The 21672-nt window shown below is 70.6% G+C and carries 20 protein-coding genes and 2 pseudogenes; 9 read left to right on the top strand and 13 right to left on the bottom strand.

Annotated elements, in window-relative coordinates; all coding sequences use genetic code 11:
- Window positions 1-4: 4 nt before the first annotated feature.
- Together ACQPXG_RS05955 and ACQPXG_RS05950 are read right to left on the bottom strand one after the other, a co-directional pair.
- On the bottom strand, window positions 5-190 hold the full coding sequence (locus ACQPXG_RS05955) for a DUF397 domain-containing protein (RefSeq protein WP_433466595.1): 186 nt from the start codon (window positions 188-190) through the stop codon (window positions 5-7).
- Window positions 181-965: pseudogene (locus ACQPXG_RS05950) on the bottom strand (helix-turn-helix domain-containing protein). Before ACQPXG_RS05950 ends, ACQPXG_RS05955 begins: the two are co-directional and overlap by 10 nt.
- A 205-nt stretch (window positions 966-1170) precedes the next feature.
- On the opposite strand from ACQPXG_RS05950, the gene ACQPXG_RS05945 reads away from it, so the two are divergent.
- The 3 genes from ACQPXG_RS05945 (at window position 1171) to ACQPXG_RS05935 (ending at window position 3358) form a co-directional block, all read left to right on the top strand.
- Window positions 1171-1569 carry an ATP-binding protein gene (locus ACQPXG_RS05945; protein ID WP_433466594.1) on the top strand — a complete coding sequence of 133 codons (399 nt, stop codon included), beginning with the start codon at window positions 1171-1173 and terminating at the stop codon, window positions 1567-1569.
- A complete protein-coding gene (locus ACQPXG_RS05940) occupies window positions 1557-1823 on the top strand; it encodes a hypothetical protein (protein WP_433466593.1) in 267 nt (88 codons plus the stop codon). Before ACQPXG_RS05945 ends, ACQPXG_RS05940 begins: the two co-directional genes overlap by 13 nt.
- 848 nt (window positions 1824-2671) lie before the next feature.
- Entirely contained in the window at window positions 2672-3358 is a 687-nt protein-coding gene (locus tag ACQPXG_RS05935; protein WP_433466592.1) for a maleylpyruvate isomerase family mycothiol-dependent enzyme, read from the top strand.
- A 93-nt stretch (window positions 3359-3451) separates the two neighbouring features.
- On the opposite strand, the gene ACQPXG_RS05930 is transcribed toward ACQPXG_RS05935, so the two are convergent.
- From ACQPXG_RS05930 to ACQPXG_RS05920, 3 genes and pseudogenes are all read right to left on the bottom strand, one after another.
- Window positions 3452-3931 carry a transposase gene (locus tag ACQPXG_RS05930; protein WP_433466591.1) on the bottom strand — a complete coding sequence of 160 codons (480 nt, stop codon included), beginning with the start codon at window positions 3929-3931 and terminating at the stop codon, window positions 3452-3454.
- 196 nt (window positions 3932-4127) lie between these two features.
- Window positions 4128-4364 (bottom strand): annotated as a pseudogene (locus ACQPXG_RS05925) (helix-turn-helix domain-containing protein); the annotation flags it as partial.
- 68 nt (window positions 4365-4432) lie between these two features.
- The gene (locus ACQPXG_RS05920) at window positions 4433-4840 is read right to left on the bottom strand and encodes a RidA family protein (protein WP_433466590.1); all 408 of its coding nucleotides are present in this window, start codon (window positions 4838-4840) and stop codon (window positions 4433-4435) included.
- Window positions 4841-4911: 71 nt separating this feature from the next.
- Here ACQPXG_RS05920 and ACQPXG_RS05915 point away from each other — a divergent pair, with 71 nt between their 5' ends.
- Together ACQPXG_RS05915 and ACQPXG_RS05910 are read left to right on the top strand one after the other, a co-directional pair.
- Window positions 4912-5517: a TetR/AcrR family transcriptional regulator gene (locus ACQPXG_RS05915; RefSeq protein ID WP_433466589.1), complete on the top strand. Its 606-nt coding sequence runs from the start codon at window positions 4912-4914 to the stop codon at window positions 5515-5517.
- Between the two features lie 241 nt (window positions 5518-5758).
- Window positions 5759-6415: an SDR family oxidoreductase gene (locus ACQPXG_RS05910; protein WP_433466588.1), complete on the top strand. Its 657-nt coding sequence runs from the start codon at window positions 5759-5761 to the stop codon at window positions 6413-6415.
- Window positions 6416-6472: 57 nt separating this feature from the next.
- Here ACQPXG_RS05910 and ACQPXG_RS05905 read toward each other — a convergent pair whose 3' ends face one another.
- Together ACQPXG_RS05905 and ACQPXG_RS05900 are read right to left on the bottom strand one after the other, a co-directional pair.
- Complete coding sequence (locus tag ACQPXG_RS05905) at window positions 6473-6658, bottom strand: hypothetical protein (RefSeq protein ID WP_433466587.1); 186 nt, start codon at window positions 6656-6658, stop codon at window positions 6473-6475.
- Between the two features lie 160 nt (window positions 6659-6818).
- On the bottom strand, window positions 6819-7817 hold the full coding sequence (locus tag ACQPXG_RS05900) for an N-acetylmuramoyl-L-alanine amidase (RefSeq protein WP_433466586.1): 999 nt from the start codon (window positions 7815-7817) through the stop codon (window positions 6819-6821).
- Window positions 7818-8201: 384 nt separating this feature from the next.
- Here ACQPXG_RS05900 and ACQPXG_RS05895 point away from each other — a divergent pair, with 384 nt between their 5' ends.
- Window positions 8202-8504 carry a hypothetical protein gene (locus ACQPXG_RS05895; RefSeq protein ID WP_433466585.1) on the top strand — a complete coding sequence of 101 codons (303 nt, stop codon included), beginning with the start codon at window positions 8202-8204 and terminating at the stop codon, window positions 8502-8504.
- A gap of 183 nt (window positions 8505-8687) precedes the next feature.
- Window positions 8688-8984: a hypothetical protein gene (locus tag ACQPXG_RS05890; protein WP_433466584.1), complete on the top strand. Its 297-nt coding sequence runs from the start codon at window positions 8688-8690 to the stop codon at window positions 8982-8984.
- A gap of 62 nt (window positions 8985-9046) precedes the next feature.
- Here the strand turns inward: ACQPXG_RS05890 and ACQPXG_RS05885 are convergent, their stop codons facing one another.
- Both ACQPXG_RS05885 and ACQPXG_RS05880 read right to left on the bottom strand, forming a co-directional pair.
- Window positions 9047-9541: a pyridoxamine 5'-phosphate oxidase family protein gene (locus tag ACQPXG_RS05885; RefSeq protein ID WP_433466583.1), complete on the bottom strand. Its 495-nt coding sequence runs from the start codon at window positions 9539-9541 to the stop codon at window positions 9047-9049.
- Window positions 9542-9593: 52 nt separating this feature from the next.
- Window positions 9594-11897, bottom strand: a complete 2304-nt coding sequence (locus tag ACQPXG_RS05880; RefSeq protein WP_433466582.1) for an MFS transporter — start codon at window positions 11895-11897, stop codon at window positions 9594-9596.
- A gap of 296 nt (window positions 11898-12193) precedes the next feature.
- Between ACQPXG_RS05880 and ACQPXG_RS05875 the strand changes: the two genes are divergently transcribed.
- Window positions 12194-15127 (top strand): BTAD domain-containing putative transcriptional regulator, encoded by a 2934-nt coding sequence (locus tag ACQPXG_RS05875; RefSeq protein ID WP_433466581.1) that lies wholly within the window; start codon window positions 12194-12196, stop codon window positions 15125-15127.
- On the opposite strand, the gene ACQPXG_RS05870 is transcribed toward ACQPXG_RS05875, so the two are convergent.
- From ACQPXG_RS05870 to ACQPXG_RS05855, 4 genes are all read right to left on the bottom strand, one after another.
- Window positions 15118-16104, bottom strand: a complete 987-nt coding sequence (locus tag ACQPXG_RS05870) for a hypothetical protein (protein ID WP_433466580.1) — start codon at window positions 16102-16104, stop codon at window positions 15118-15120. The two genes, ACQPXG_RS05875 and ACQPXG_RS05870, sit on opposite strands and share 10 nt — an antisense overlap.
- A 130-nt stretch (window positions 16105-16234) precedes the next feature.
- Window positions 16235-17668 carry a fibronectin type III domain-containing protein gene (locus tag ACQPXG_RS05865; RefSeq protein ID WP_433466579.1) on the bottom strand — a complete coding sequence of 478 codons (1434 nt, stop codon included), beginning with the start codon at window positions 17666-17668 and terminating at the stop codon, window positions 16235-16237.
- Window positions 17669-17721: 53 nt separating this feature from the next.
- On the bottom strand, window positions 17722-18435 hold the full coding sequence (locus tag ACQPXG_RS05860) for a type 1 glutamine amidotransferase (RefSeq protein ID WP_433466578.1): 714 nt from the start codon (window positions 18433-18435) through the stop codon (window positions 17722-17724).
- Complete coding sequence (locus tag ACQPXG_RS05855; RefSeq protein ID WP_433466577.1) at window positions 18425-19675, bottom strand: MurT ligase domain-containing protein; 1251 nt, start codon at window positions 19673-19675, stop codon at window positions 18425-18427. Before ACQPXG_RS05855 ends, ACQPXG_RS05860 begins: the two co-directional genes overlap by 11 nt.
- 357 nt (window positions 19676-20032) lie before the next feature.
- Here ACQPXG_RS05855 and ACQPXG_RS05850 point away from each other — a divergent pair, with 357 nt between their 5' ends.
- A complete protein-coding gene (locus ACQPXG_RS05850) occupies window positions 20033-21616 on the top strand; it encodes a hypothetical protein (RefSeq protein WP_433466576.1) in 1584 nt (527 codons plus the stop codon).
- Window positions 21617-21672 lie beyond the last annotated feature (56 nt).

Genomic DNA, 21672 nt, shown 5'->3' with positions numbered 1-21672 from the left:
AGCGCTAGAGGTTCCTAATGATCTTAACGAAGTGCCGGAAGTCGCTCCGAGCCAAGATGATCTTGGGTCCGTCGGGGTCCTTGCTGTCCCGAAGAGCCACGACCGTCACAACTGCAGCGAGTTCGACGCAGTTATCTCCAGACTCATTACTGCGTGACGACTTCCGCCAGTCCAAGCTACTCAGATCCATCTTTCTTCGATTACCTTTCTTATCAGCGTTCGCGTATCTCTCACATTCAGGGCTTCTGCCTGCAACGTGGACATGACCTCGTTGGCAAACGCCACATGTGGTGGGCTGGTCGAAGTCTCACCGCCGTAAGCTTTGGCCGTGTAGACCACCTCACGTTGATCCGGCAGCGTGGCGATCGTGAACGTCGCCCAGACGTTTCTGATGTAGCGAATCGGTGCCACCTGAAGGTTGATCTTTTCCATTTCGGAGAGTTCAAGGAGGCGTTCTAGCTGCGCCTTCATCACTGCCTATCGCCAACCTCTCGGTGGAGAATCGTCTCATCCATGACTGCGGTGATGGTCGGCGCAGGATTACGACTCAGAATCTCTTGTCGCCTAATTCTGTTCTTGACCGCATCGTCGTCATTCAAGAGAACGCGAGCATAGGCTTCATTCTGGAAGAGCCCATAGACCACCCTGTCCTCATAGGAACGGAGCATGGTCGCCGACTGCTCGGCCTTGGGGAAGTTGGCGAAGAACTCGGGGTACTTGTCGGACTTGATCGATTCTAGTAGCTCGTCCCAGGCTTCGACGAGAGTCGTGCCGGACTTGAGTGCTCGGTCGAGTCGCAGAGCCAGGTCCCGGCGGCAACGTGTCCGGCCGGCCTCGATCTGCGTGACGTAGCTGCGGGTGACGTTCACCAGGTCGGCGAGCCGTTGCTGGTTGAGGTCAGCGGCCTTGCGAAGACGCCGAACCTCCGCACCGAAGCCCTGAAACTCGGGCTTGATCCTCTGCATCGACATGACGCCTTCCAGGGGCACCACTCACGGCAGTGAATGTGAGTGTTTTGGTACTGCATGCCAGCTGCCCAGGAACCTTACGCCATCTTGTGGCTTCATGGTGTTCGTTCGATAACAGAGGGTGATTACGGCGGGATCTTCCGGTTTTCGATGAAGGGTCCGTTCGAGGTCACTCGCCGTCCGGGGCTGGAAGGGGTCGCCCATGTCAGCAGTACTGCTTGCGCCCGAGGCGCCGGCCTTGGTGCTGGAGCCGTCCGACCAAGCGCCCTCGCTGGCGCGTCGTTATCTGACCGAGCGGTTCCGGGAGCTGGGGCATCCCGACGACTTCGTCGGTCGGCTCGTGGTTACCGAGTTGGTTACCAACGCCTACAAGCACGTCGGGTTCGGGCACATCGTCGTCCGGGTGCTGGCGGACGAGCGCGACGATCTGAGCGTCATCGAGGTCTGGGACGAGGGAGCGGCTCTGCCCGTCGTCCGGGGTGAGGACCACGACGCCTTGAACGGGCGTGGGCTGCTGCTGATGGCGGAGCTCGTCCACGACTGGGGCGTCCGGCCGCTCAATGAGGAAGGCAAGATCGCGTGGGCCCGATGCGTCCGCTGAACGTAAGGGCGGAGCGTCATTCGCCGCGCCTGCGGACTGGGCGGGGGCGCAGCACCTCAGTCCGCCACCCGGGCCTGCTCACCATCGCCGTCCAGGCCGTCCTTGGCGGCGGCTGGGGCTACCACCAAGCCAGATACTGGCGCCACGACTGGCTCGCGCCATGCGGTGACATCAAGCACGCCACCGAGCAGTTGGACGACGTCCTGAAGCACCGCATCTTCCCGTCCGCCTGGGCCGGTAGTCGACCCCAATGACGGGGAGGTCCCCGCAGCATGAAGGATGCCAGGCAATAACGGCAAAATATGGCTTTTGCCTGATAAATCCCGCTCTCGGATTCGCAGATCCGAAATACCTTCACTTCACCCTTCTCCAGTTTGCATCTGATGTGAGGAATTCTCGCGTCCGACGCTGACCCATGACGGTGGAAAAGAAACTTCTGACCTGCATAAAGATGCGATCACCGCAGGTCAGAGTAACTCAGTGGATTTACCGCCGTTACTACCGTGACCCCAACATCGGGTAATGCCTTCTTCGCCAGCACGAGGCTGGCGAAGCTCAACTCGACGAAAACGAGGTGAATGGCTAATGACCACGCCGATTCCGATCCCCGGCCCGCGGCCCCCGTCGGAGCCGAATTCCTGATGAACAAGTCGATCGCGATCTGATCGCGGTCTGACCAATACGCTGGCCCCTTGTACTCGCGTACGGGGGCCAGCTCTTTTCCATATCCTGTGGGCCGTGGACATAAAGGATCCAGGGCCGATATTGGATCGACTAATGTTGAGCGCCCTGGAGCGATCAACCGGGCCGTAGCAGTGCCCTGCTCGCATCACCACGGACTCTGGCCCCCTTACCGCCGACTCCGCGCTGCCCTTGGCCGCCCCAGACCGTCACGCGCCGTCCGGGTCCGGCCGCGCCCCGGACCGATGGGACCTGGCACGTACCGGCCCGACACCCGGCCACATGTAGATCAGCCCGGCGTGTGCTCCGCCGGCTTCTGGCGAATGTCGAGCTGCGGTATCGGCTGCCTAGTGCCGCATCAGGCAACGTTCGCCCCGTTGGTGTGGTTAGTCCCGTCGGCGGTGCGCTGTATCTTGGCGCTGTGGATTACCTGGCCGCTCTCCGGCGCGAACTCGACGCGTTCGGTGCCGCGCTGGACAGCGACTTGTCCGCTCCTGTCGAGCATTGCGGTGACTGGACGCTGTTCGATCTGGCTGCCCATATGGGAGCAGGTAACTTGTGGGTCGTCACGGCCGTGGAAGAGGGGCACGGCAACGGCTATGACGAGGGGGCCGCGCCCGGCGACCACGTGGCGCTTAAGGCCTGGTACGCCGAAACGGCGGACACGCTCGTGCGGGCGCTGTCGGTCGATGTCTCGACCGATGCGTGGTCGTTCTTCCCGCCGCACTCGGTCGGGTTCTGGCGTCGGCGCCGCAGCCAGGAGACGCTGATGCACCGCTGGGACGCCGAGAACGCGCTCGGCTCGGCGACACCGATGGACGTGGCGCTCGCCGCCGACGGTGTCGCCGAGGTCTTCGACACCATGGCGCCGCGAATGATTGCCAGGGGGGTCGCCGCCGAGCCCGAGCAAGCCGTCCGGATTACCGCCACCGATTCCGGCGGGTCCTGGGTCTACGGGCCCGGCGAGCCGATAGCCGAGATCTCGGGCAGGGCCGAGGACCTGCTGCTGATGCTCTGGGGCCGGAAACCGCAGGATACGGATTCGGTGGCCTGGATCGGGGATCGCGCGGCGGGGCTGCGCGTCTTGGCTGGACCGCTGGTGCCCTGACCGGCTCGGATCAGGCGACGTTAGCCCTGGCGATGATTTGGCGTAGCCGGGTGTCGTCGGCGTGGCGGTTTCGCCAGGCGATGTAGCGGCGGATCATGCTGCCCTGTTCGCAATGGTTGGCGTGGTCGGTGCCGTCCAGGGTGAAGTAGCGCGCAGCGCAGCGAACTGGGCCTCGATCCTGTTGAGCCAGGATGAGTTGGTCGGCGTGTAGGCGATCTCGACGTTGTTGGCCTCGGCCCACTGGCCGACCCGTTTGTCGGTCTGGGTGGTCAGGTGCGGGCTGAAGTTGTCACACACGATCGCGATCCGCACATCGGCCGGGTAGAGCGAGCACAGGTAGCGGCAGAACTCCAGGAACTGGGACCGCTTCTTGCGCTTCTTGATGTGCCAATACATCTTGTCGGTGCCCAGGTCCAGGGCGGCGAACAGGTGCCGGACGCCGTTGGTTCGGCGGTAGGTCGCCCGGCGCCGGGGCCGTGGCCTCCTGTCGGGGCTGGTGTTGTGCTTGCCGCTGCGGTCGGTCCACTGCCGACCGGGGTGAGGCTGGATATTCAGCGGCCCGAACTCGTCCATGCAGAAGATCACCTCGGGCTCGCCCTCGTCCGGGACGACCTCCCCGTCGGCGGTGGCGTACAGGTGCTCGATGCGGGCCTTCTTGGCCTCGTAGTCGGGATCGCGGGAGGTCTTGAAGGTCTTTATCCGTTGAAACGAGACGTTCTCGGCGCGCAGGCCCTCGTGGGAGATGTCGTTCGACCACCCCCTCGGCGACCAGGAAGTCGGCCAGCTTGGTCAGGCTCCATGTGGAGAACGGCAGCCCATGCTCGGCCGGCTTGGACTTGGCGATCTTCTTGATCTCCCGCCGCTGCGGCAGCGTGAACGTCGGCGGGCGGCCGCCCTTGTACTTGGGGTACAGCGAGGCGAACCCGTCGGCGTTGAAGTTGTGGATCACATCCCGCGCCCGGTCTTGGCTGGTGAAGGCCACCTCGGCGATCCTGGCCACATCCATGCCCGCAGTCTCGGGCGATCACGCCCGCCGGCACAGGAAGCCGACGGGCGTGTCGAAGGCGCCTGGCGTCAGTCGAGGACCGCGGTCGCTTCGACCTCGACCAGCAGGTCGGGCTCCCCCAGCGCCGCCACGCCCAGCAGCGTGATCGGCTTGACCGGGTCGACCCCCAACTTCGCGGCCGCCCGGGCGACGCCCTCTCCCAGCAGCGGCATCTTGTCGGGAGTCCAATCGACGACGTAAATGGTCAGCTTCGCCACGTCATCGAAGCATCCGCCGACCTCGGCCACGGCGGTGCCGATGTTGAGGTACGCCTGTTCGACCTGAGCGGCCAAATCCCCCTCCCCGACCCTCCGTCCCTCAGCATCGCGGGCCACCTGACCCGCCAGGAACACCAGCTTCGACCCGGTGGCGATCGACATCTGACGGTAGACGTCGGGCTTGGGCAGTCCGTCGGGGTTGACCAGCGTCACGGTCATGTCCACTCCTCGCATCAAAGGCACGTAATCGACATGGCTCAATACATAGCAAAGCTATGTATTGTGGTGCCATGGTGAGGGTGAAGGACCCGGCGGTCCGTTCCCTGCTGCTCGACCGGGCCGCGCACATGCTCGCCACCCGGCAGCCGGTCACGCTGCGCTCGCTGGTGGCGGGAACCAGCGTCTCAACGATGGCCGTCTACACCTACTTCGGCGGCATGGACGGACTGTGGAAGGCGATGCGGCAAGAGGGATTCACGCGCCTGGCGGCCAGGCTCGCCGCGGTTGCGCCATCCGCGGACCCCGTGCGGGACCTGGCCGCCCTGGGCGCCGCCTACCTGTCCAATGCGCTGGCCAGCCCCGATCTCTACCGGGTCATGTTCGACGCCAGTGTGGAACTGGAGGACATCGCGGCCGCCGACCAGACGCTGCACTGTCTTGTTCGGGCCGTCGACCGGGCGCGGGCCGCCGGGCGCTTTCGCGACGACATCGACCCGCTGGAACTGGCCACGCAGAGCTGGACCATCGGTCACGGACTGGCCTCACTGGTCGGCACGGGACCCCTGCCGCACCAAGCGCTCGCCCATGGCGTGCCGCTGCTGACCGCCCTGTTCACCAGCGCAGGCGACGACCCCGATCAGTGCCGCCGGTCAGTCGAACTTGGTTGGCACCCCTGACGTCCGATCACCGCCACGAGATCACCGACACGGTGTCGACGGATGCCGCGCCCTCGACGACGACTCGAACCTGCGGGCAAACAACAGCATGACCACGAGGACAGGGCGAACGTTGCCTGATGCGGCACTAGCTCGCTCTAGAGATCCGCCGGGGCGCGGGCGTGACCGGCCTGGCGCGCGCGTCGAGTCCGACGGCGCGGCAGACTTCTGGGTGTTGGTTCTCGGGAGCCTGAGGAGAGATATGTCTGCACCCGTGTATGTCGTTCTTGGGGCCGGGCCCGGTCTGGGGCTCGGGGTCGCTCGGCGCTTCGCTCGCGAGGGATATCTCTCGGTGCTCGCCGCGCGTCTGGCCGAGCCTGCCGAGGCCCTCGCGACGACCCTCCGGGACGAGGGCCACGAGGCGGACGGCGTTGGGGTGGACCTGACCGATCCCGACGACGTCACCGAGGTGGTTCGCGGGGTCGGTGAACGGCACGGCCGGATCGACGTCCTGCATTTCCACCCCAGCGCGTGGCGGGAGAGGGACCCGCTGCACCTGAGCGTCCCCGAACTCCTCGAAGACGTCGCGCTCGGGGCCGGTGCTCTGCTTCCCGCCGTCCAGGCCGCGCGGCCGTTCATGCGGAACGGGGCCCGCGTCCTCGTCACCGGGTCCGCGGCGGCGGACACGCCCTGGCATGGGGCCGCGTCGCTGGGCGTCCAGAAGGCCGCCGTGCGGAACCTCGTCACCAGCCTCGACGCCACCCTCGCCCCGGACGGGATCCGCGCGGTGGCGGTGCAGATCAACGGTGTGCTCGACAAGGAGGGGCCGTTCTCACCGGTCCCGATCGCCGACGCCATGTGGCACGCCGTCAGCCGGGCCGACGAGGGCTGGACCCCGCACGTCCCCTACGACGGCTGAACGTCCCGGAGGGCCACCGGCGCCGCGCACCGGTGGCCCTCCGCATCTGGTGACGCGTCAGCGGAGGTAGACGAGGCCGTCGATGCCGACGGTGGGACGGCCCGAGGTGCCCGCTACGACGATCTTGATGGTGTGCTTGCCGCTGGTGCTCCAGGTGCGCGTCCACAGCAGCTGGCGGTAGGCGGTGGTGGACGCCCGGGTGTCCAACGTGCCGATCTTGGCTCCGTCCACGTAGACCTGCACCGCGCCGAGGTTGGAGGCGCGCTTGAAGATCAGCCCCGCGGTGCGGCCGGCGAACGTCCAGCTCGCGCTCGCGCCCCGGGAACTGCTGTAGAGGCCGCGTCCGCCCAGGTAGTACTGGGTGGTCGTGAGCTTCCACGTGCCGGTGCGGTAGGCCGAGGTCTCACTGAGGCCGCCGGTGTAGCGGCTGATGGCGGCGGTGGTGGCGTTGCCCGCGGCGTCCGCGGCGCTCAGCGTCCACGACTGGGTCGTGGACGGCTTGGCGACCGCGGCCCACTGCGTGGTGGTCGTCGCGAACGTCTTGGCGGACGGCGTGGTGGCCTTCAGCGAGCTGAGAAGGGTGTTGTCGGTCGCTTTCCAGGTGAGCCAGACGGGCCACGCGCCGCTGTTGACGGGTCGACCTGCGCAGGGAGAGTGCCTGGGAGGAGATGACCGGGCGGATCGTGTCCGCGATGACGGTGAAGACCGGGGACGCCGATGTGGTGCCGTCGGCGAAGGCGGCGTGCAACTGGACCGAGTGCGTGCCCGGAGTGAGGGTCACCGTGGCGGACGCCGCCCCCGTGGCGGCCGTCGCACCGTCCACGCTGACGTGGTAGGTCGCGCCCTCCTCCGGCGTCCAGTTCACGCTCGCGGTGCTCTTGGTGTAGTAGCGGCCGCCCGCCGCCGCCGCGCCGGTCACGGTGGCGGTCAGAGCCGGGACGGTGATCTGCTTGGCGGCCGTCCGGATGGCGGGGAGCGCGCTGTAAAGCTGCTCGCCGGGGCACGCGGTCGCGAACCCGTCGCGGTGGCCGGAGATCGTGTCGAACTCGACCTGCTGCCCGTAGGGGTACTTGCCGCCCGTCCCGTCCGGGGCGGCCGAGGTCAGGGTCGTCTTCGCCGTCGGGTCGACGCCGGTGAGCCCCAGCTTCCACGCGGCGATCTTCGCGACGCCGTCGAGGGCCTCGCGGGTGGGCGCCACACCGGGGACGTCAGGGTCGTCCGCGGCGGTGTAGGTGCCGAGGACGGCGATCCCGGTGGTGTCGGTGTTGAACCCGTAGGTGTGGGCGCCGTGGACGGGACGGTCGACGCCCCCGGCCCGTCCCTCGAAAACGGTGCCGCACTTGTCGACCAGGCGCTGTCGTAGGTCGGCGGGTTCCGGACGATCGACTCGTCCGCACCCCATCCGGCGCGCGACACGATGGCCGGCTTCGGCGCCGTGACCGGCTCGGCGAGGAGCGCGGCGAGCGGTGTGGTCGCCGCCATCAGCCGCATCTCCGGGCCCGTGGCGGGACCGGCCGCCCGCGGCGTGGGCGTCACCGCGCCGGTGCCCGGGTCGACCAGGTCGACGCGGAGGCCCTCGGGGAGGGCGCGACCCTGCCCGGTCACGCGCACGTCGATGCCGTTGGACGGCCCGACCCACAACCCGTTCGTGCCGCCGCGCCCGCCCCGGTCGGGGGCGTCGGCGAGTTCCGGCTCCAGGGCGCGCCACCCCGACCAGTGCCCGGTCCGGGCGTCCCGCGTGCGGAGCCGGACCGTCCCGCGGAGGTCCTCGCGAGGCTTGTCCCAGGTGACCCCGACGAGGCTGAACGGCTCGGTCGTCGCGGCGGGCAGCCCCTCGGCCCTCCGGCCGGCGTCGGCACCGGGAAGATCCCGGAGTTCGCGTGCGTGGACCCGGCCGGGATCCGGCCGGTCCGCGGACGACATGGTCGCCGTCGACTTCGAGGAGACCGTCCAGGTCACCGCGCCGGCCACCACCACGGCGGCGACCGAGGCCCCGATCAATGTGCGCTTCGGCATCGTTCTCCCGTTCATGACCGAGCCCGGGAAAAGACCCGGGCTCGTGCATGTAGAGAGCGCTGCGGCGACCTGAAACGTCACACATCCGTTCGAGTGCGCGTGACGCTACCGGCGGTCACCCGCCAGCCGCACATTCCCGCTGGTCACCCGAGGTTTGCCCCAGGGCAGAGGGGAGATTGATCGAGACAGTGCCGGGTCGCAGGGAGCGCGGACGGGGGTCGCGCCCGGCCCGGGGCACACGGGGGGGAAGAGCGCGATGAGAGTCATGCTGAGGGCGCAGATGGACACCCAGGTCTCGAACGAGTTGATCAGAAGCGGACGGCTTCCCGAGATCATGAAGTCGATGATGGAGCGGCTCAACCCCGAGGCGGCCTACTTCGGCCCCAGCGAGGGCGGCCGGGCCTGCACCATGGTCTTCGACATGCAGGACAGCTGGACGCTGCCGACCATCGCCGAGCCGCTCTTCCAGGAGATGGGCGCGAAGATCGAGATCCAGCCGGTGATGACCCGCGACGACCTGGACAAGGGCCTCTCCGCCCTACAGCAGGGCTGAACGTCCGGCGGGCCGGCCGAAGCCACTCCCAGCCGACCTGGGAGTGGCCCGGCGCCCGCCCGTCAGGGTGTCATGATGCCGGGGAGGCGGGACTTGAAGTCCAGGACGCCGACCCAGGTGGGACGCAGGGCTATGCGGGCCATCCGGGTTTCGGGGTGATCCGCCCCGGCGACGTAACCCGCGCCCCCCTCCTCGCCCAGAAATCGGCGGGCCGACCGGGCCTGTTCGGGGACCATTCCGTCCACCTCCGTGATCGAGACTCGGCCGCGCAGCATCAGGACCTCCGGAGGCTGCGGCTCGGTGTCGATCGTGATGGCGACGTCCGGACGTTCGCGGAGCGCACGGAGGCGGCGCGCCGGACGCAGCATGCCCAGGGGCGGGCAGCGGACGAACGTCGCCATCACCAGTTCCTCGCCCGTCCACGTGAACCACGTCGCCATCACGCGCGGCGTGCCGTCGGTCGCCGTGTAGGCGAGACGGGCCGGGATCGTCGAGTGCAGCAGGCGCTGGGCGATCTCGGTTTCGAGCAGGCGTACATCGCCCTGGGGATAGTCCACGGTCATCTCCTTCAAAGGGTTCAGAGGAGATGACCGCGGGCGTCGGCCGGATTCATCGCTGCGAGGCGAATTCCAGCGTCGGGTAGTCGGTGTAGCCGGTCGCGGCGCCCGTGTACATCAGGTGCTGGTCCTGGACGGGGTTGAGCGGGGCGCCGACGCGGAGGCGGTCGATGAGGTCGGGGTTCGCCAGGAAGGGACGGCCGAGGGCGACGAGGTCTGCGCCCGCCGCGACGAGGCGGCCGGCCTCGCGGGTGACGTCTCCGGTGGTGACGTCGGGCAGTTTCGGGTTGGCGATCAGGGTTCCGGGCCATGTCCGGCGGATGGCGTGGAAGAGGTCGCTGCCAGGGTCGGCGTAGACGATGTGCAGGTAGGCCGGGGAGATCTCGGCCAGGGCCTGGACGAGGGCCGGGTAGAGGTCGTCGATGTCGTCCTCGTGCATGCCGTTCGCGGTGACGCCGGGTGAGATCCGCACGCCGACGCGGCGAGGGCCGATGGCCTCGGCGACGGCACGGGTCACCTCGACCGTGAAGCGGATGCGAGCCGCGATCGAGCCGCCGTACTCGTCGGTGCGGCGGTTGGTGTCGCGGGACAGGAACTGGTGCAGCAGGTAGCCGTTGGCCGAGTGCACCTCCACGCCTGCGAAGCCCGCGGCGACGGCGTTGCGGGCGGCGGTCACGAAGTCCGCGGTGGTGGAGCGGATGGCGGCGGCGGTCAACTCGCGCGGGACGACGGCGGGCTGGGGCCCCAAGGGCGTGTGGATCGTGTCCGGGAGCGGGACGGGCGACGGCGCCACCGGGTGCAGGCCGCTGTTGTCGGGGTGACCGACACGGCCGCCGTGCTGCAACTGCAGGAACATCCGGCCGCCCGCATCGTGCACGGCGTCCGTGACGCGCCGCCATCCGGCCACGTGCGCCGGGGCATGGATCGCCGGAATGTTCGGGTACGTCTGGCCGACGGCGTTCGGGGTGGCGGCCTCGGCGATGATCAGCCCGGCGGTGCCGCGCTGCGCGTAGTAGGTCGCCATCAGCTCGCCCGGGACGCCCTCGGCGTCCGCGCGGTTCCGCGTCATCGGTGCCATCACCAGGCGGTTCGGCAGGACGAGTCCGCCGAGGCGGGCCGGTTCGAGAAGACCGTGAAGCTCCATGGTCGTGTCCTTACAGCGGTGTGAGGGGAATCCGTGGGTCCGGGCGCCGAGGACGACCGCCAGGACCGGCGCGAGGAGCGCGAGGGTGCTCCACGCGAACGAGGCCGAGCCGAACAGGTGCAGGAGGGCGCCGCCGGCGATGCCGCCGCCGGCCATGGCCGCGTTCCAGAGGGTGACGAGCATGGCCTGCGCCGCGTCCGCGGCGTCGCCGCCCGCGTCACCGGCAGCGGTCTGCAGCAGGGTGGGCGCGCCGCCCCACCCGAGGCCCCACAGCGCGACGGCCGCGTAGACGAGGGCGGGGCCGTCGGCCCACAGCGCCAGGACGGCTGCGGCGGCGGCGACCAGCAGCGTCCCGGCGACGGTCAGCGCACGCAGGCGGCGGTGGATGTGCGTGCCGACGATCCAGATGCCGGCCAGGGACGCCGCCCCGAACACCAGCAGGACCAGGTCGGTGGACGAGCCCATGCCGAGCGCGTCGAGGAACGTCGCGATGTAGGTGTAGAGGATCGTGTGGGCCAGGACGAAGACGAACGTCACGAACAGCACCGGCGCCACCCCGGGGACGCGGAGAACGTGCTGACGGGCCGCCCGCTCGCCCGCACGGCGTCCCGGGAAGTCCGGGACGGACGCGGTGATCCAGCCCAGCAGGACGAGGCTCAGCCCGGTCATGATCAGGAAGGCGGCCTGCCAGCCGAGCGCCGTCCCGAGGAACGTGCCCGCCGGGACGCCCAGGGACAGGGCGACGGGGATGCCGGCCATCGCGATGGCGATCGCCCGTCCCTCCAGGTGGGGCGGTGCGAGACGGCGGGCGTAGCCGGCCAGCAGCGCCCAGGCGAGACCGGCCGCGACCCCGGCCGCGAAGCGCGCCGTCATGGTCAGCAGGTAGTGCGTCGACAATGCCGTCACCGTGTTGGCGATGGCGAACCCGGCGACGGTCGTCAGCAAGAGGCGACGGCGGCGCCATGCCGCCGTGGCGGCGGTCAGCGGGACGGCCGTCAACGCCGTCCCGAGCGCGTAGACCGTCACGGTCTGCCCGGTCGCGGACTCGCTGACGTGCAGGTCGCCGCTCATCGCGGGCAGCAGTCCGGCGGGCAGCGTCTCGGTCAGGCTCGTGATGAAGACCGCCGTCGCCAGCGCCAGCAGCGCGGGCATGGGCAGTCCGCGGGCGGACGGCGTCTCTTCGCCGGTGGAGGTCAGTTCCGCGGTAGGCATGGAGCCGACTGTGCCGGGGGACGCTTCGGAAACACTGATGGTCCGCTGACGGCCGCCGAAGCACCGCCGGGTACGGTGCGGACATGCGGTTTGGCGTGCTCGGTCCGCTGATGGTGTGGGACGGCGCTTCCGGGGAGTCGTCCGGGAAACCGGCCCGGTTCCCGGAGCGGAGCGCCCGCGGAGTGGAGGGGGCCGGGCCGGTTGACTCATCCGGGGGGTGTGGGGGGTCGTCCCCCCACGGGCGACCCGTACGGATCCCGGAGGCGAAGGTCCGGGCACTGCTCGCTGATCTGCTGGTGCACGAAGGGCGGCCCGTCTCCGTCGACCGGCTCGCCCATGACCTGTGGGGCGACGACCTGCCCGGCAACCCCGCCAACGCCCTGCAGGCCAAAGTCTCCCAGCTGCGCCGCGTCCTCGGCCGGGACCGCGTGGTGCGGCAGGCGCCCGGGTACCGGCTCCGCCTCGACGGGCCCGGAGACGAGGTGGACGCCGACCGGTTCCGCGCACTGGCGGACCGAGCCCGCACGGTGGCCGAGCCGCGTACGCGCGCCGACCTGCTCACCGAGGCGCTGAGCCTGTGGCGGGGCGCGCCGTTCGCCGACTTCGCGGACGAGGAGTTCGCGCGGGCGGCGGCGGACCGGCTGGCCGACGAGCGGCTGGCCGTGCTGGAAGAGCAGGCCGAGGCGCGACTCGAAGCCGGCGAGCACCTCCTGCTCGCCGGCGAACTCGCCGCCCTCGTGGCGCGCCACCCGCTGCGGGAACGGCTGCGCACCGTCCAGATGCGGGCCCTGTACCGGGCGGGACGCCAGAGCGAGGCCCTGGCGGCCTATGCCGACCTGCGGAAACTGCTGGCGGACGAGCTGGGCCTCGATCCGGGCCCGGAGATCGCCGCGCTGCACGAGGCGATCCTGCGGCAGGACGAACCGCTCGCCCCCGAACCGGGCGCCGCACCGCGGTCGCACCTCCCGGTCCCGCTGACCGAGCTGATCGGCCGCGACCCATGCATGGACGACGTCGAGCGGCTCCTCGGCACGGCGCGCCTGGTCACGCTGACCGGGCCGGGCGGTGTCGGCAAGACGCGGCTCGCCGTCGAGGCGGCCCGCCGGCTCGACGGGACCGGCTTCCCGGACGGGGTGTGGCTCGTCGAGTTCGCCGGTCAGCGCGGCGGCGCGGCCGAGCTGGCGCAGGAGGTGTCGGCCGTGCTCGGGCTCCGCGACGACGTCCCGTCCGGAACGCCGGGTACGTCCGCAGGTCCCGCGGAGCGGCTCGCGGCGGCGCTGCGCGACCGGCGGCTCCTGCTCGTCCTCGACAACTGCGAGCAGGTCGCCGGCCCCGCCGCCGAACTCGCGGATCTGCTGCTGCGTTCCGCCGCCGGGCTCCGGATCCTGACGACCGGCCGCGAGCCGCTCGGCCTGACGGGCGAGACCGTCTACCTGGTGGAGCCGCTCCAGGAGGCCGACGCGGTGCGGCTCTTCGCCGCCCGCGCCACCGCGTCCGCCCCCGGGTTCTCGCTGGACGACGGCCGCGAGGCGGTCGCGGAGATCTGCCGCCGCCTCGACGGCATCCCGCTCGCGCTGGAGCTGGCGGCGACCCGGGTCCGGGCGCTCGGGGTGCGGGAACTGGCGGCGCGGCTCACCGACCGGTTCGGGGTCCTCACCACGGGACCGCGCGGCGCGCCCGCCCGCCAGCGCACCCTCCGGGCGATGATCGACTGGAGCTGGGAGCTGCTCGCCCCGTCCGAACGCATCGTGCTGCGCAGGCTCGCCGTGCACGTGGACGGCTGCGGCCTGGACGCGGCCGAGGCCGTCTGCTCGGGGGACGGCGTGCGCCGCGACGACGTCGTCGACCTCCTCACACGGCTGGTCGACAGGTCCCTTGTCGTGATGGCGGACGGAACGTCAGGCCCGCGTTACCGCCTGCTGGAATCCGTGGCGGCGTACGCGATGGAGCGCCTGGAGGAGAAGGACGACCTGACCGGCACCCGCGACCGCCATCTGCGCCATTACCTCGACCTCGCCGAACGCGCCGAGCCGCAACTCCGCGGGGCGGACCAGCGGGCATGGCTTGACCGGCTCGACACCGAGGCGGCGAACATGCGAGCGGCGCTGGACGAGGCGATGGGACGGCCCGATGCGCCGCGCCTCGCCACGGCCCTGTGCTGGTGGTGGCTGCTGCGCGGCCGCCTGCACGAAGCGCGCCGCACCCTGTCGGCGGTGCTCGACGCGGCCCCGCGGCAGGACGCCGAACTCCGGCTGCTCCGCGACGCGTTCGCGCTACTGACAGGAGACCGGAGCGGACCCCCAGCGGAGCGGAAGATGCCTGGCCGGGCCCTCTGGCTTTACGCCTACGGCCTGTTCCACATCGGTGATCCCGATGCGAGCGAGAAGACCAACGCCCGCGCGCTGGACCTGTTCGGCGAGGCCGGCGACCGCTGGGGCACCGCCGCCTCGCTCAGCCTGCGGGCGATGCTGGCGCTCGTCCGCGGCGACCTCCGGACCATCGGACGGGACGGCCCGGACGCCGCCCGCCTCTTCCGTGAACTCGGCGACCGCTGGGGCGAGTTGCAGACCGTGTCGCCGCTGGCCGTCCTCGCCGAGATCAAGGGGGACTACGCGGAGGCCGAACGCCGCCAGAACGAAGGCCTGCGCATCGCCCGGGACCTGGACCTCCGGACGGAGGTGTCCGCCCGGCTCTCCGGCCTCGGCAGGCTGGCGCTGCTCGCCCGCGACTGGGACCGGGCGCGCGACCTGCACGAGAGAGCGGGGCGGCTGGCCGTCGAGCAGGGCTACATGTACGGCGAAATGCACGCGCTGATGGGGCTCGCCCTCGGCGCCCGCCGTTCCGGCGACCTCGACGCGGCGGAGACCCTCCTGCACCGCATCCGCGACGAGTACGACTCGTCCGAGATAGGCGAACACCTACTGGAGGCGGAACTCGGCTTCACCGCCGAACTGCGCGGAGACACCTCGCGGGCTCTCGCGCATCACCGCCGCGGACTGGAGATCGCCCGATCGATCGGGGAGCCCCGAGCGGTGGCCCTGTCCCTGGAAGGGCTGGCGGGCGCGGCGGTCCTCGGCGGCGACGCGGAACGCGCCGCACGCCTCCTCGGCGCGGCGGACGCGTTCCGCCGCAGCGTGGACGCCCCGCTCCCGCCGGCCGAACGCGGCGACGTCGACCGGATCACCGCCGCCGTGACCGCCGCCCTGGGCAGGGCCCGCCCTCACTCCTGATGACGGGACGCGTACAGCTCGGTGTAGTCGATCATCTCCTGAACGTACTGGGCTATGCGGCGCGGGCACCGGCCCTGCTCGTCGGCATCCCCGGGTGAGGAGACCAGGGCGCGTGCATGGCGCGGGGTGTCCCGGATCTGGACGTCATGACGGTTGGGATGCGGGCATGGCCGGTCGAGGGCGGAGAGGTCGAACGTCTTGAGGGCCTCGTTGTAGAGGGCGCCCACGGACGGAGCGGCCGAGCCCCAGAAGCAGTGCTGGGCCAGGTGCGCCACGGCCAGGGCGAGCGGCGCGCGCTCTTCGGGGAGCGCGTCCCCCAGCAACCTGCGGGCGGCCCAAACGGCGGCCTTCTCTGCGGTGGGATCGATGCTGCTGTACTTCTGCCGTTCGATGTCGGAGAGAACGGCGTCGAGGTTCGTCCGGCCGTCCCCGGTCAGGTAGCGCTCGTCCAGCTCGGGATCGGCGGTCGGGGGGTCGAACCGCTCCTTCCGGGCCTCCGTGAGGTCCGCCACCGTCTGGGCGGCCAGCCCCGCCAGGAATCCGGGGCAGCTCATGGCGTCGAGGTCCACGTCCTCCTCGGTGAGGAACCTGTCGTAGTCCTTCCACCTCTCGGGATCGCCGATCAGAGCCATGACCTCGGCCGCCCCCTCGGGGTCCTCGGAGAGGATCTCGGGGTGCTTGTGGTCGCCGGGGGACGGGCAGACCGCCTCCCCGTAGACCTCCCCGGCCCGGGAGGCGGCGTCGATCAGGTGGTCGAAGACGTCGACCTCGGTGATCTGCCACTTGGTGTACCAGCGGCTGGCGTACGCGGCGACCATCATGGCGCGGCCCTCCCGGCCGCCGGGGTCCCTCATCAGGTTGTAGGCGATCATGCCCAGCGTGTCCGGCGGCTCGCCGTACGGATAGCCGTGGAGCATGTTGGCGAGTTCGCTCGCCAGCTCCTTGAAGTCGATCGAACCGTCGTCCGCGTAGTACACCAAGGCTCCGAATCACGAGGAAATCAGGTGATCATCAGACGACCCCGGCCGCACGTCAGTTCCAGCCGGGTGGTCGGCACGTCGAGTGGAACAGGCCGCCGACGGCCTTCGTCTCGGCCGGGGGTTCGCGTCAGGTACGCCGTAGGCCGGAGAGGTCGCGGGTGATGACCGTGTTGCGGTCGGTGGGGCGGTTTCCCAGGGACAGCTGAGGCCATTGGCCGGAGAGTTCCTGGCGGCTGCGTTCGCTCCAAGCGCGGGCCTCGTCACTGCGGGTCTTGTAGAAGTTGAGGGCGTAGCCGCCGGTATGGACGCGGAGAAGTGTGAAGCCGCCCGGGTACTCCTTGACGGCGCCGACTTCCTGCTGAACGACCCGGGGTGCCAAGGGAAAGACCGAACGCTGGTTCCGGTGGGTGTGACCGGCGTGGTGCAGGAAGACGCCGGGCGCCCGGTTGTAGGCCGCGAGGATTCTCAGTGACTGGCCCGCGTCCAGGGAATGGGCCCCGGTAATGGAGAGCGGGTCGTTCTCGGTGAAGAGCGGATGGTGCCCGAAGACGAGCGTGGGCCGCTCCGGGTCCTTTCTCAACTCCGCTTCGAACCAGGCTTGCTGGTCTGCGGACAGCCCGCCGGAATCCCCGCCGTCACCTGGCTTGTCGTAGGTGTCCAGGCCGATGACGCGGAGCCCTTGGAGGTCGTGCGAGAAGTACGTCCGGCCGGAGGGGAAGAAGGCGTCCTTGAAGCAGTCGCTTCCCTGGTGCTCGCCGGGAGTGCAGGCACCGTAAGGCGCCCCGGAGTGGGCTCGGTCGTGGTTGCCACGAGCTATCAGATAGTCGCTCCCCAATGTGCCGAACGTGTCGAGGATGCTTCTGGCATTCGCGAGGTCGGCGGGAGCGGCTTCGCTCGATATGTCGCCGGCGGCCAGGAGGTGGCCCGCGCCCCGGCTGCGGGCGTCCGCGATCAGGGCCTTCGCCATGACCTCGGGATAGGGCGGGTGGCCGGGAACCTGTTCTACGCCTTTGATCCAGGGCAGCTGGCCGACCAGACCGGCCACGGTCTCCCCCAGGTGCAGGTCATTGCAGAGGGCGACCGAGAAGAGGTGACGGCCCGGCGGTGGTTGCGGCGTCGTGAAAGCGAAGACATCACCGTTCGGAGTGCCTGCCGCCTGGCCGGCGGCCAGCCAGGTGGGCGTCGCGTCCCGTCCTCTGGAGCGGGCCCTGTAGTAGTACGTGCGGCCGGGCTCCAGATCGGTCAGCTCGACATAGTGGTACGGCGTGCCGGACGAGCCGTGCGCCGTCGACGTCAGACGAGACGGATGCGTCCCGTAGAGCACCTCGGCGTCGGACGGGGCGGGGAGCATGCGGCCGAGACCGTCGTCCGTCCCGGGGACGCCCGTGTACCAGGTCACGACCGCCGACGTCTCTGTGACGGTCACCAGCTCCAGGTTCACCGGCTGGACGTCGCCGGCCGCGAGCGCGGACACCGAGCCGATGGCGGGCAGGACGGAGGCGCCCGCGACGATGGCGCTCCAGCGGAGGAGGGCCCGGCGGGAAGGCCGGCAGCAGATCACGACCGCCACGGTCGCAGCGGCCGGACCCCCGCGCCAGACCCAAACGCGGAAGGTCAGCCGGCGGCGACGGCCTGCAGGCGTTCCTCACGGAGACGGCCCGCCCAGGAGTCGTCCAGCGGCTGCAGCTCGGTGCCGACCGCCCAGCGGAGCAGGAGGTCGGCCAGGCCCGGGTTGCGGACCAGGGCCGGGCCGTGCATGTAGGTGCCGAGGACACGGCCGCTGTACGCGCCCTCGAAGCCGTCGCCGTTGCCGATGCCGTGCATGACCTTCGCGAACGGTCGCGCGTTCTGCCCGAGGTGCGTGACGCCCTGGTGGTTCTCGAAGCCGGTGATGCGCGGCACGTTCAGCTCGCCCGCGACGTCCCCGACGATCTCGCCGACCGCGCGCTGCTCGCCGCGTCCCGACCGGATGTCGAGCAGGCCGAGACCCGCGACGGGCTGCCCCTCCTCGCCGCCGAACTCGTGGCCCAGCAGCTGGTAGCCGGCGCAGACGGCGAACACGACCGCCCCCGACTGGACGGCGCGGGCGAGCCCGCCGTCGCCCCGCAGGCGCTGCGCCGCGAGGATCTGCGGCCGGTCCTCACCGCCGCCGAGCAGGTAGATGTCGCCGTCGGCGGGGACGGGCTCGTCCGACCGGAGGCTGACGGTCTCGGTCGGGATGCCGCGCAACGCGGCCCGCCGCTCCAGGACGATCGTGTTGCCCTGGTCGCCGTAGGTGCTGAGCAGGTCCGGGTAGATCCAGACGATTTTGATGCGGTCAGACGACACGGCCGTACCTCGTTCGGATGTTCTGGAAGGCGGTGTAGTTGGCGATCACGTCCAGGTGCCCGGGCGGGACGGCCATGACCGCCTGGTCGATGTCGTCCACGAGCGTGAAGGACACCTCCGCGGCCTCCAGCCGGGCGGCGAGGTCGATGCGGCGCTCGCCGCTGATCCACACGGGCCGGCCCCGCAGGATGCGGTAGTCGACGTCCCACAGCCAGGAGGTGTCGCGGCCGTCCGGCCCCTGCGCGTTGATCGACAGGGCGACCGGGCCGGGCGCGGGCTGCAGGACGTCGAACGCCTCCAGCCAGCCCGCCGGGTTCTTCGACAGCAGCAGCCGGATCGAGCGGCCCTCGTGCTCGACCGTCGTGTACCGGCCGGCGACCGACGTGACCTGCGACAGCAGCGGCAGCGCCTGCTCGGGCGCGACCCCGAACTGCGCGACGACCGCCAGCGCGATCAGGGCGTTCGAGCGGTTGGCCCGCCCGGGCAGGGAGAGCCCGGTCAGCGAGAACGTCCGGCCGTCCGGTCCGGTGATCAGGTCGCCCTTCAGCGCCCAGTCGGGGCGGGGACGGGCGAAGTGGCACTGGCGGCAGCGCCAGTCGCTGTCCTCGTCGGTGTCCTGCCGGTCGAGGGGGCCGCCGCACTCGGGGCAGCACCAGGAGTCCTCGCGCCAGTGCTGGCCGGCGGCGACCCACGTCACGCTCTTGGCGGTGGACGCGCCCCAGGTGACCAGCGGGTCGTCGCAGTTGGCGATGACGTGGCTGGTCGGGGACGCCTCCAGCGCCTTGCGCCACTTGCCGGCCAGCAGCCAGATCTCGGCGGCGCGGTCCATCTGGTCGCGGCTGAGGTTCATCAGCGCGACGATGTTCGCCCCGGTCTCCTTCAGGACCATCGGGACGTACTTCTCGTCACACTCCAGCACGCCGTAGCGGGCGGACGGCGCGGACGCGAGCGCGGACACGTGCCCGGTCGGCATGTTCGCGCCGAACGCGTTGGTGGCGACCTCGCCCAGCGGCGTCATCGCCGAGGTGATCAGCCGGGTCGTCGTCGTCTTGCCGTTGGTGGCGCTGACGAGGACGAGCTTGCGGTCCTTGGCGAGCCTGGTCAGCAGCTCGGGGTCGAGCCGGAGGCCGACCCGCCCGCCGATCACCGAGCCGTCCCCGCGGCCCGCCATTCGGGACATCTTGGCGGCCGTACGACCGAGCGCGACGGCCAGCTGCGAACGCAGCGGAAGATCGCTCATGAACTCCGTCTTCTCTGGATGCGCCGGGAAACCGCTCCCGAGCCTAGCCGGTGAGCGCGGCGCTCGCGGCGTGCCGGCGGGGTTGGGGGGCGTCCTCGGCGACCGGGACCCGAATTGTGAGCAGCATCACAGCATTTCAGGTAAACCACCTGCGGCAATCTTGACCATTGCCGACATGTCGTGATTCGGTGCCACCTCCGACTGCGGTGTGCCAGATTGACAACCACGCGTCCGAGAACGGCGTCACCCACTACTTTTGTCGGGAGCCCTGCTGGATCGCGGGGAGGCGGTGCCCGCCCCGGCCGGCGGGCCTGGATCGCAAGCGTGGGCAAGCGGCTATAAGGCGAGGTCAGAGCGATGCAGTGTCCGACGTGCGGTAATGACACGCCTGGGACGCTCGGCAAGTGTTCGCACTGCGAGGCGCCGATCGACGTGTACTCGGTCGGGCCCGCCGTTCCCATGGGGGCTCCCGTCGCGGACACCGCCCCGGCGGGCGTCGCCGCCGAGGTGCCCGGCGACCGGACGATGATGACGCCGCCGCCCACCCCGTCCTGGGGCACGGGCGCGCAGCCGGCCGTAAGCCCGGACCTGGCGATGCCGCCCCAGCCGTCGCCGCAGCAGACGGCCCCCGAGCCTCCGGCGCGGCCGCCGCTGCGGCTGTCCGTGGAGCCGTCGGACCCGACGCCCGCGGCCGCGTCGCCGCTGCCGCCCGTCGACCCCGAGGACACCGCGGCCTGGACGTTCAACCCGGACGAGGACGACTCCGGCGGCTTCAGGCCCCCGCCCGCGTGGGGGAACGAGCAGCCGGCGCCGCCTGCGAACGACAAGCCCGCCCCCGAGGCCGGTCCCCCGCCCTCGAACCCGTTCGGGCTGGGCGAGCAGGCCTCGCCCGGCGAGTCGATCGTCCCGGACTCGTGGTTCGCGCAGCCGCGCAGGCCCGAGGGGCCTGAGGCCGAGCCGACGCAGGTGTGGGGACAGCAGCCTCCCGCCGGGCAGCCGGCCACCATGCTGGACGCCGACGTGACCCAGTTCGACCCCGGCCCGGGGTCGGCCCCCGGCGCCGAGGGGTTCGGCGAAGACCTCGACCGGACCCGGATGGACCCGGGCTCCCCCATGGGCGCCCCTCACCTCATGGGCCCGATGAACCAGCCGCCGATGGGGCAGGGTCCGATGGGGCCGGGCCAGATGGGGCCGGGCCAGATGGGGCCGAGCCAGATGGGCGCGCCCCCCATGGGCCCGGGGATGCAGCCCATGGGCCCGATGGGGCCGGGCGACCCCGCCTTCGGCTACCCGCCGGGCCAGGTGCCGCCGGGACCGAACAAGAGCGGGACGAGCAAGCCGCTCATCGCGGCCGTCGCCGCGCTGGTCACGGTCGCGGCCGGCGCCGTCGCGTTCGTCGCATGGCCGTCCGACGGCGGCTCTCCCGGGGACACGAACCCGTCTCCGGCGGCGTCCCAGAAGCAGGTCGCGCAGAAGAACGCGATCCCCCCTGAGACCAAGCAGCAGGCCGCGACGGTGAACAAGCTCATCAACGACAGCGTCGCCACCCGCCGCGTCCTCGCCGGGGCGCTCGGCCGGGCGGGCAAGTGCAAGACGCTGCCGCAGGCGATCCAGGGGTTCCAGACGGTCGCGCAGCGGCGCACGAACCAGCTGAACCGCACGCGGGCCCTCAAGGTGGACAAGCTCGCGAACGGCGAGCGGCTGCGCGGCTCGCTGTCCCAGGCGCTGACGGCGTCGCTGCAGGTCGACCAGGTCCTGTTGCAGTGGGCGCAGGCGAACCAGCGCAAGTGCAAGGGCAAGCCGCGTCCCAGCGCGGCGCACGTTCCGGGGCGCGCCGCCGGCGAGCGGCGCGCGACGACGGCCAAGAAGCAGTTCGTCGTGCTGTGGAACCCGGTCGCGAAGCAGACGGGCCAGCCGCTGCGGAGCTGGAAGCGCGTATAACGGGCGGTAGCGCAGTATTCTCTGACCGTTCGTATTCACGGGGCCAGGGGGGCCGT

The organism is Spirillospora sp. CA-128828 (genome assembly GCF_050945415.1).
Taxonomy (GTDB): domain Bacteria; phylum Actinomycetota; class Actinomycetes; order Streptosporangiales; family Streptosporangiaceae; genus Spirillospora.
The sequence above is the reverse complement of the archived record's forward strand: the minus strand, read 5'-3'. Positions and strand labels throughout refer to the sequence as shown.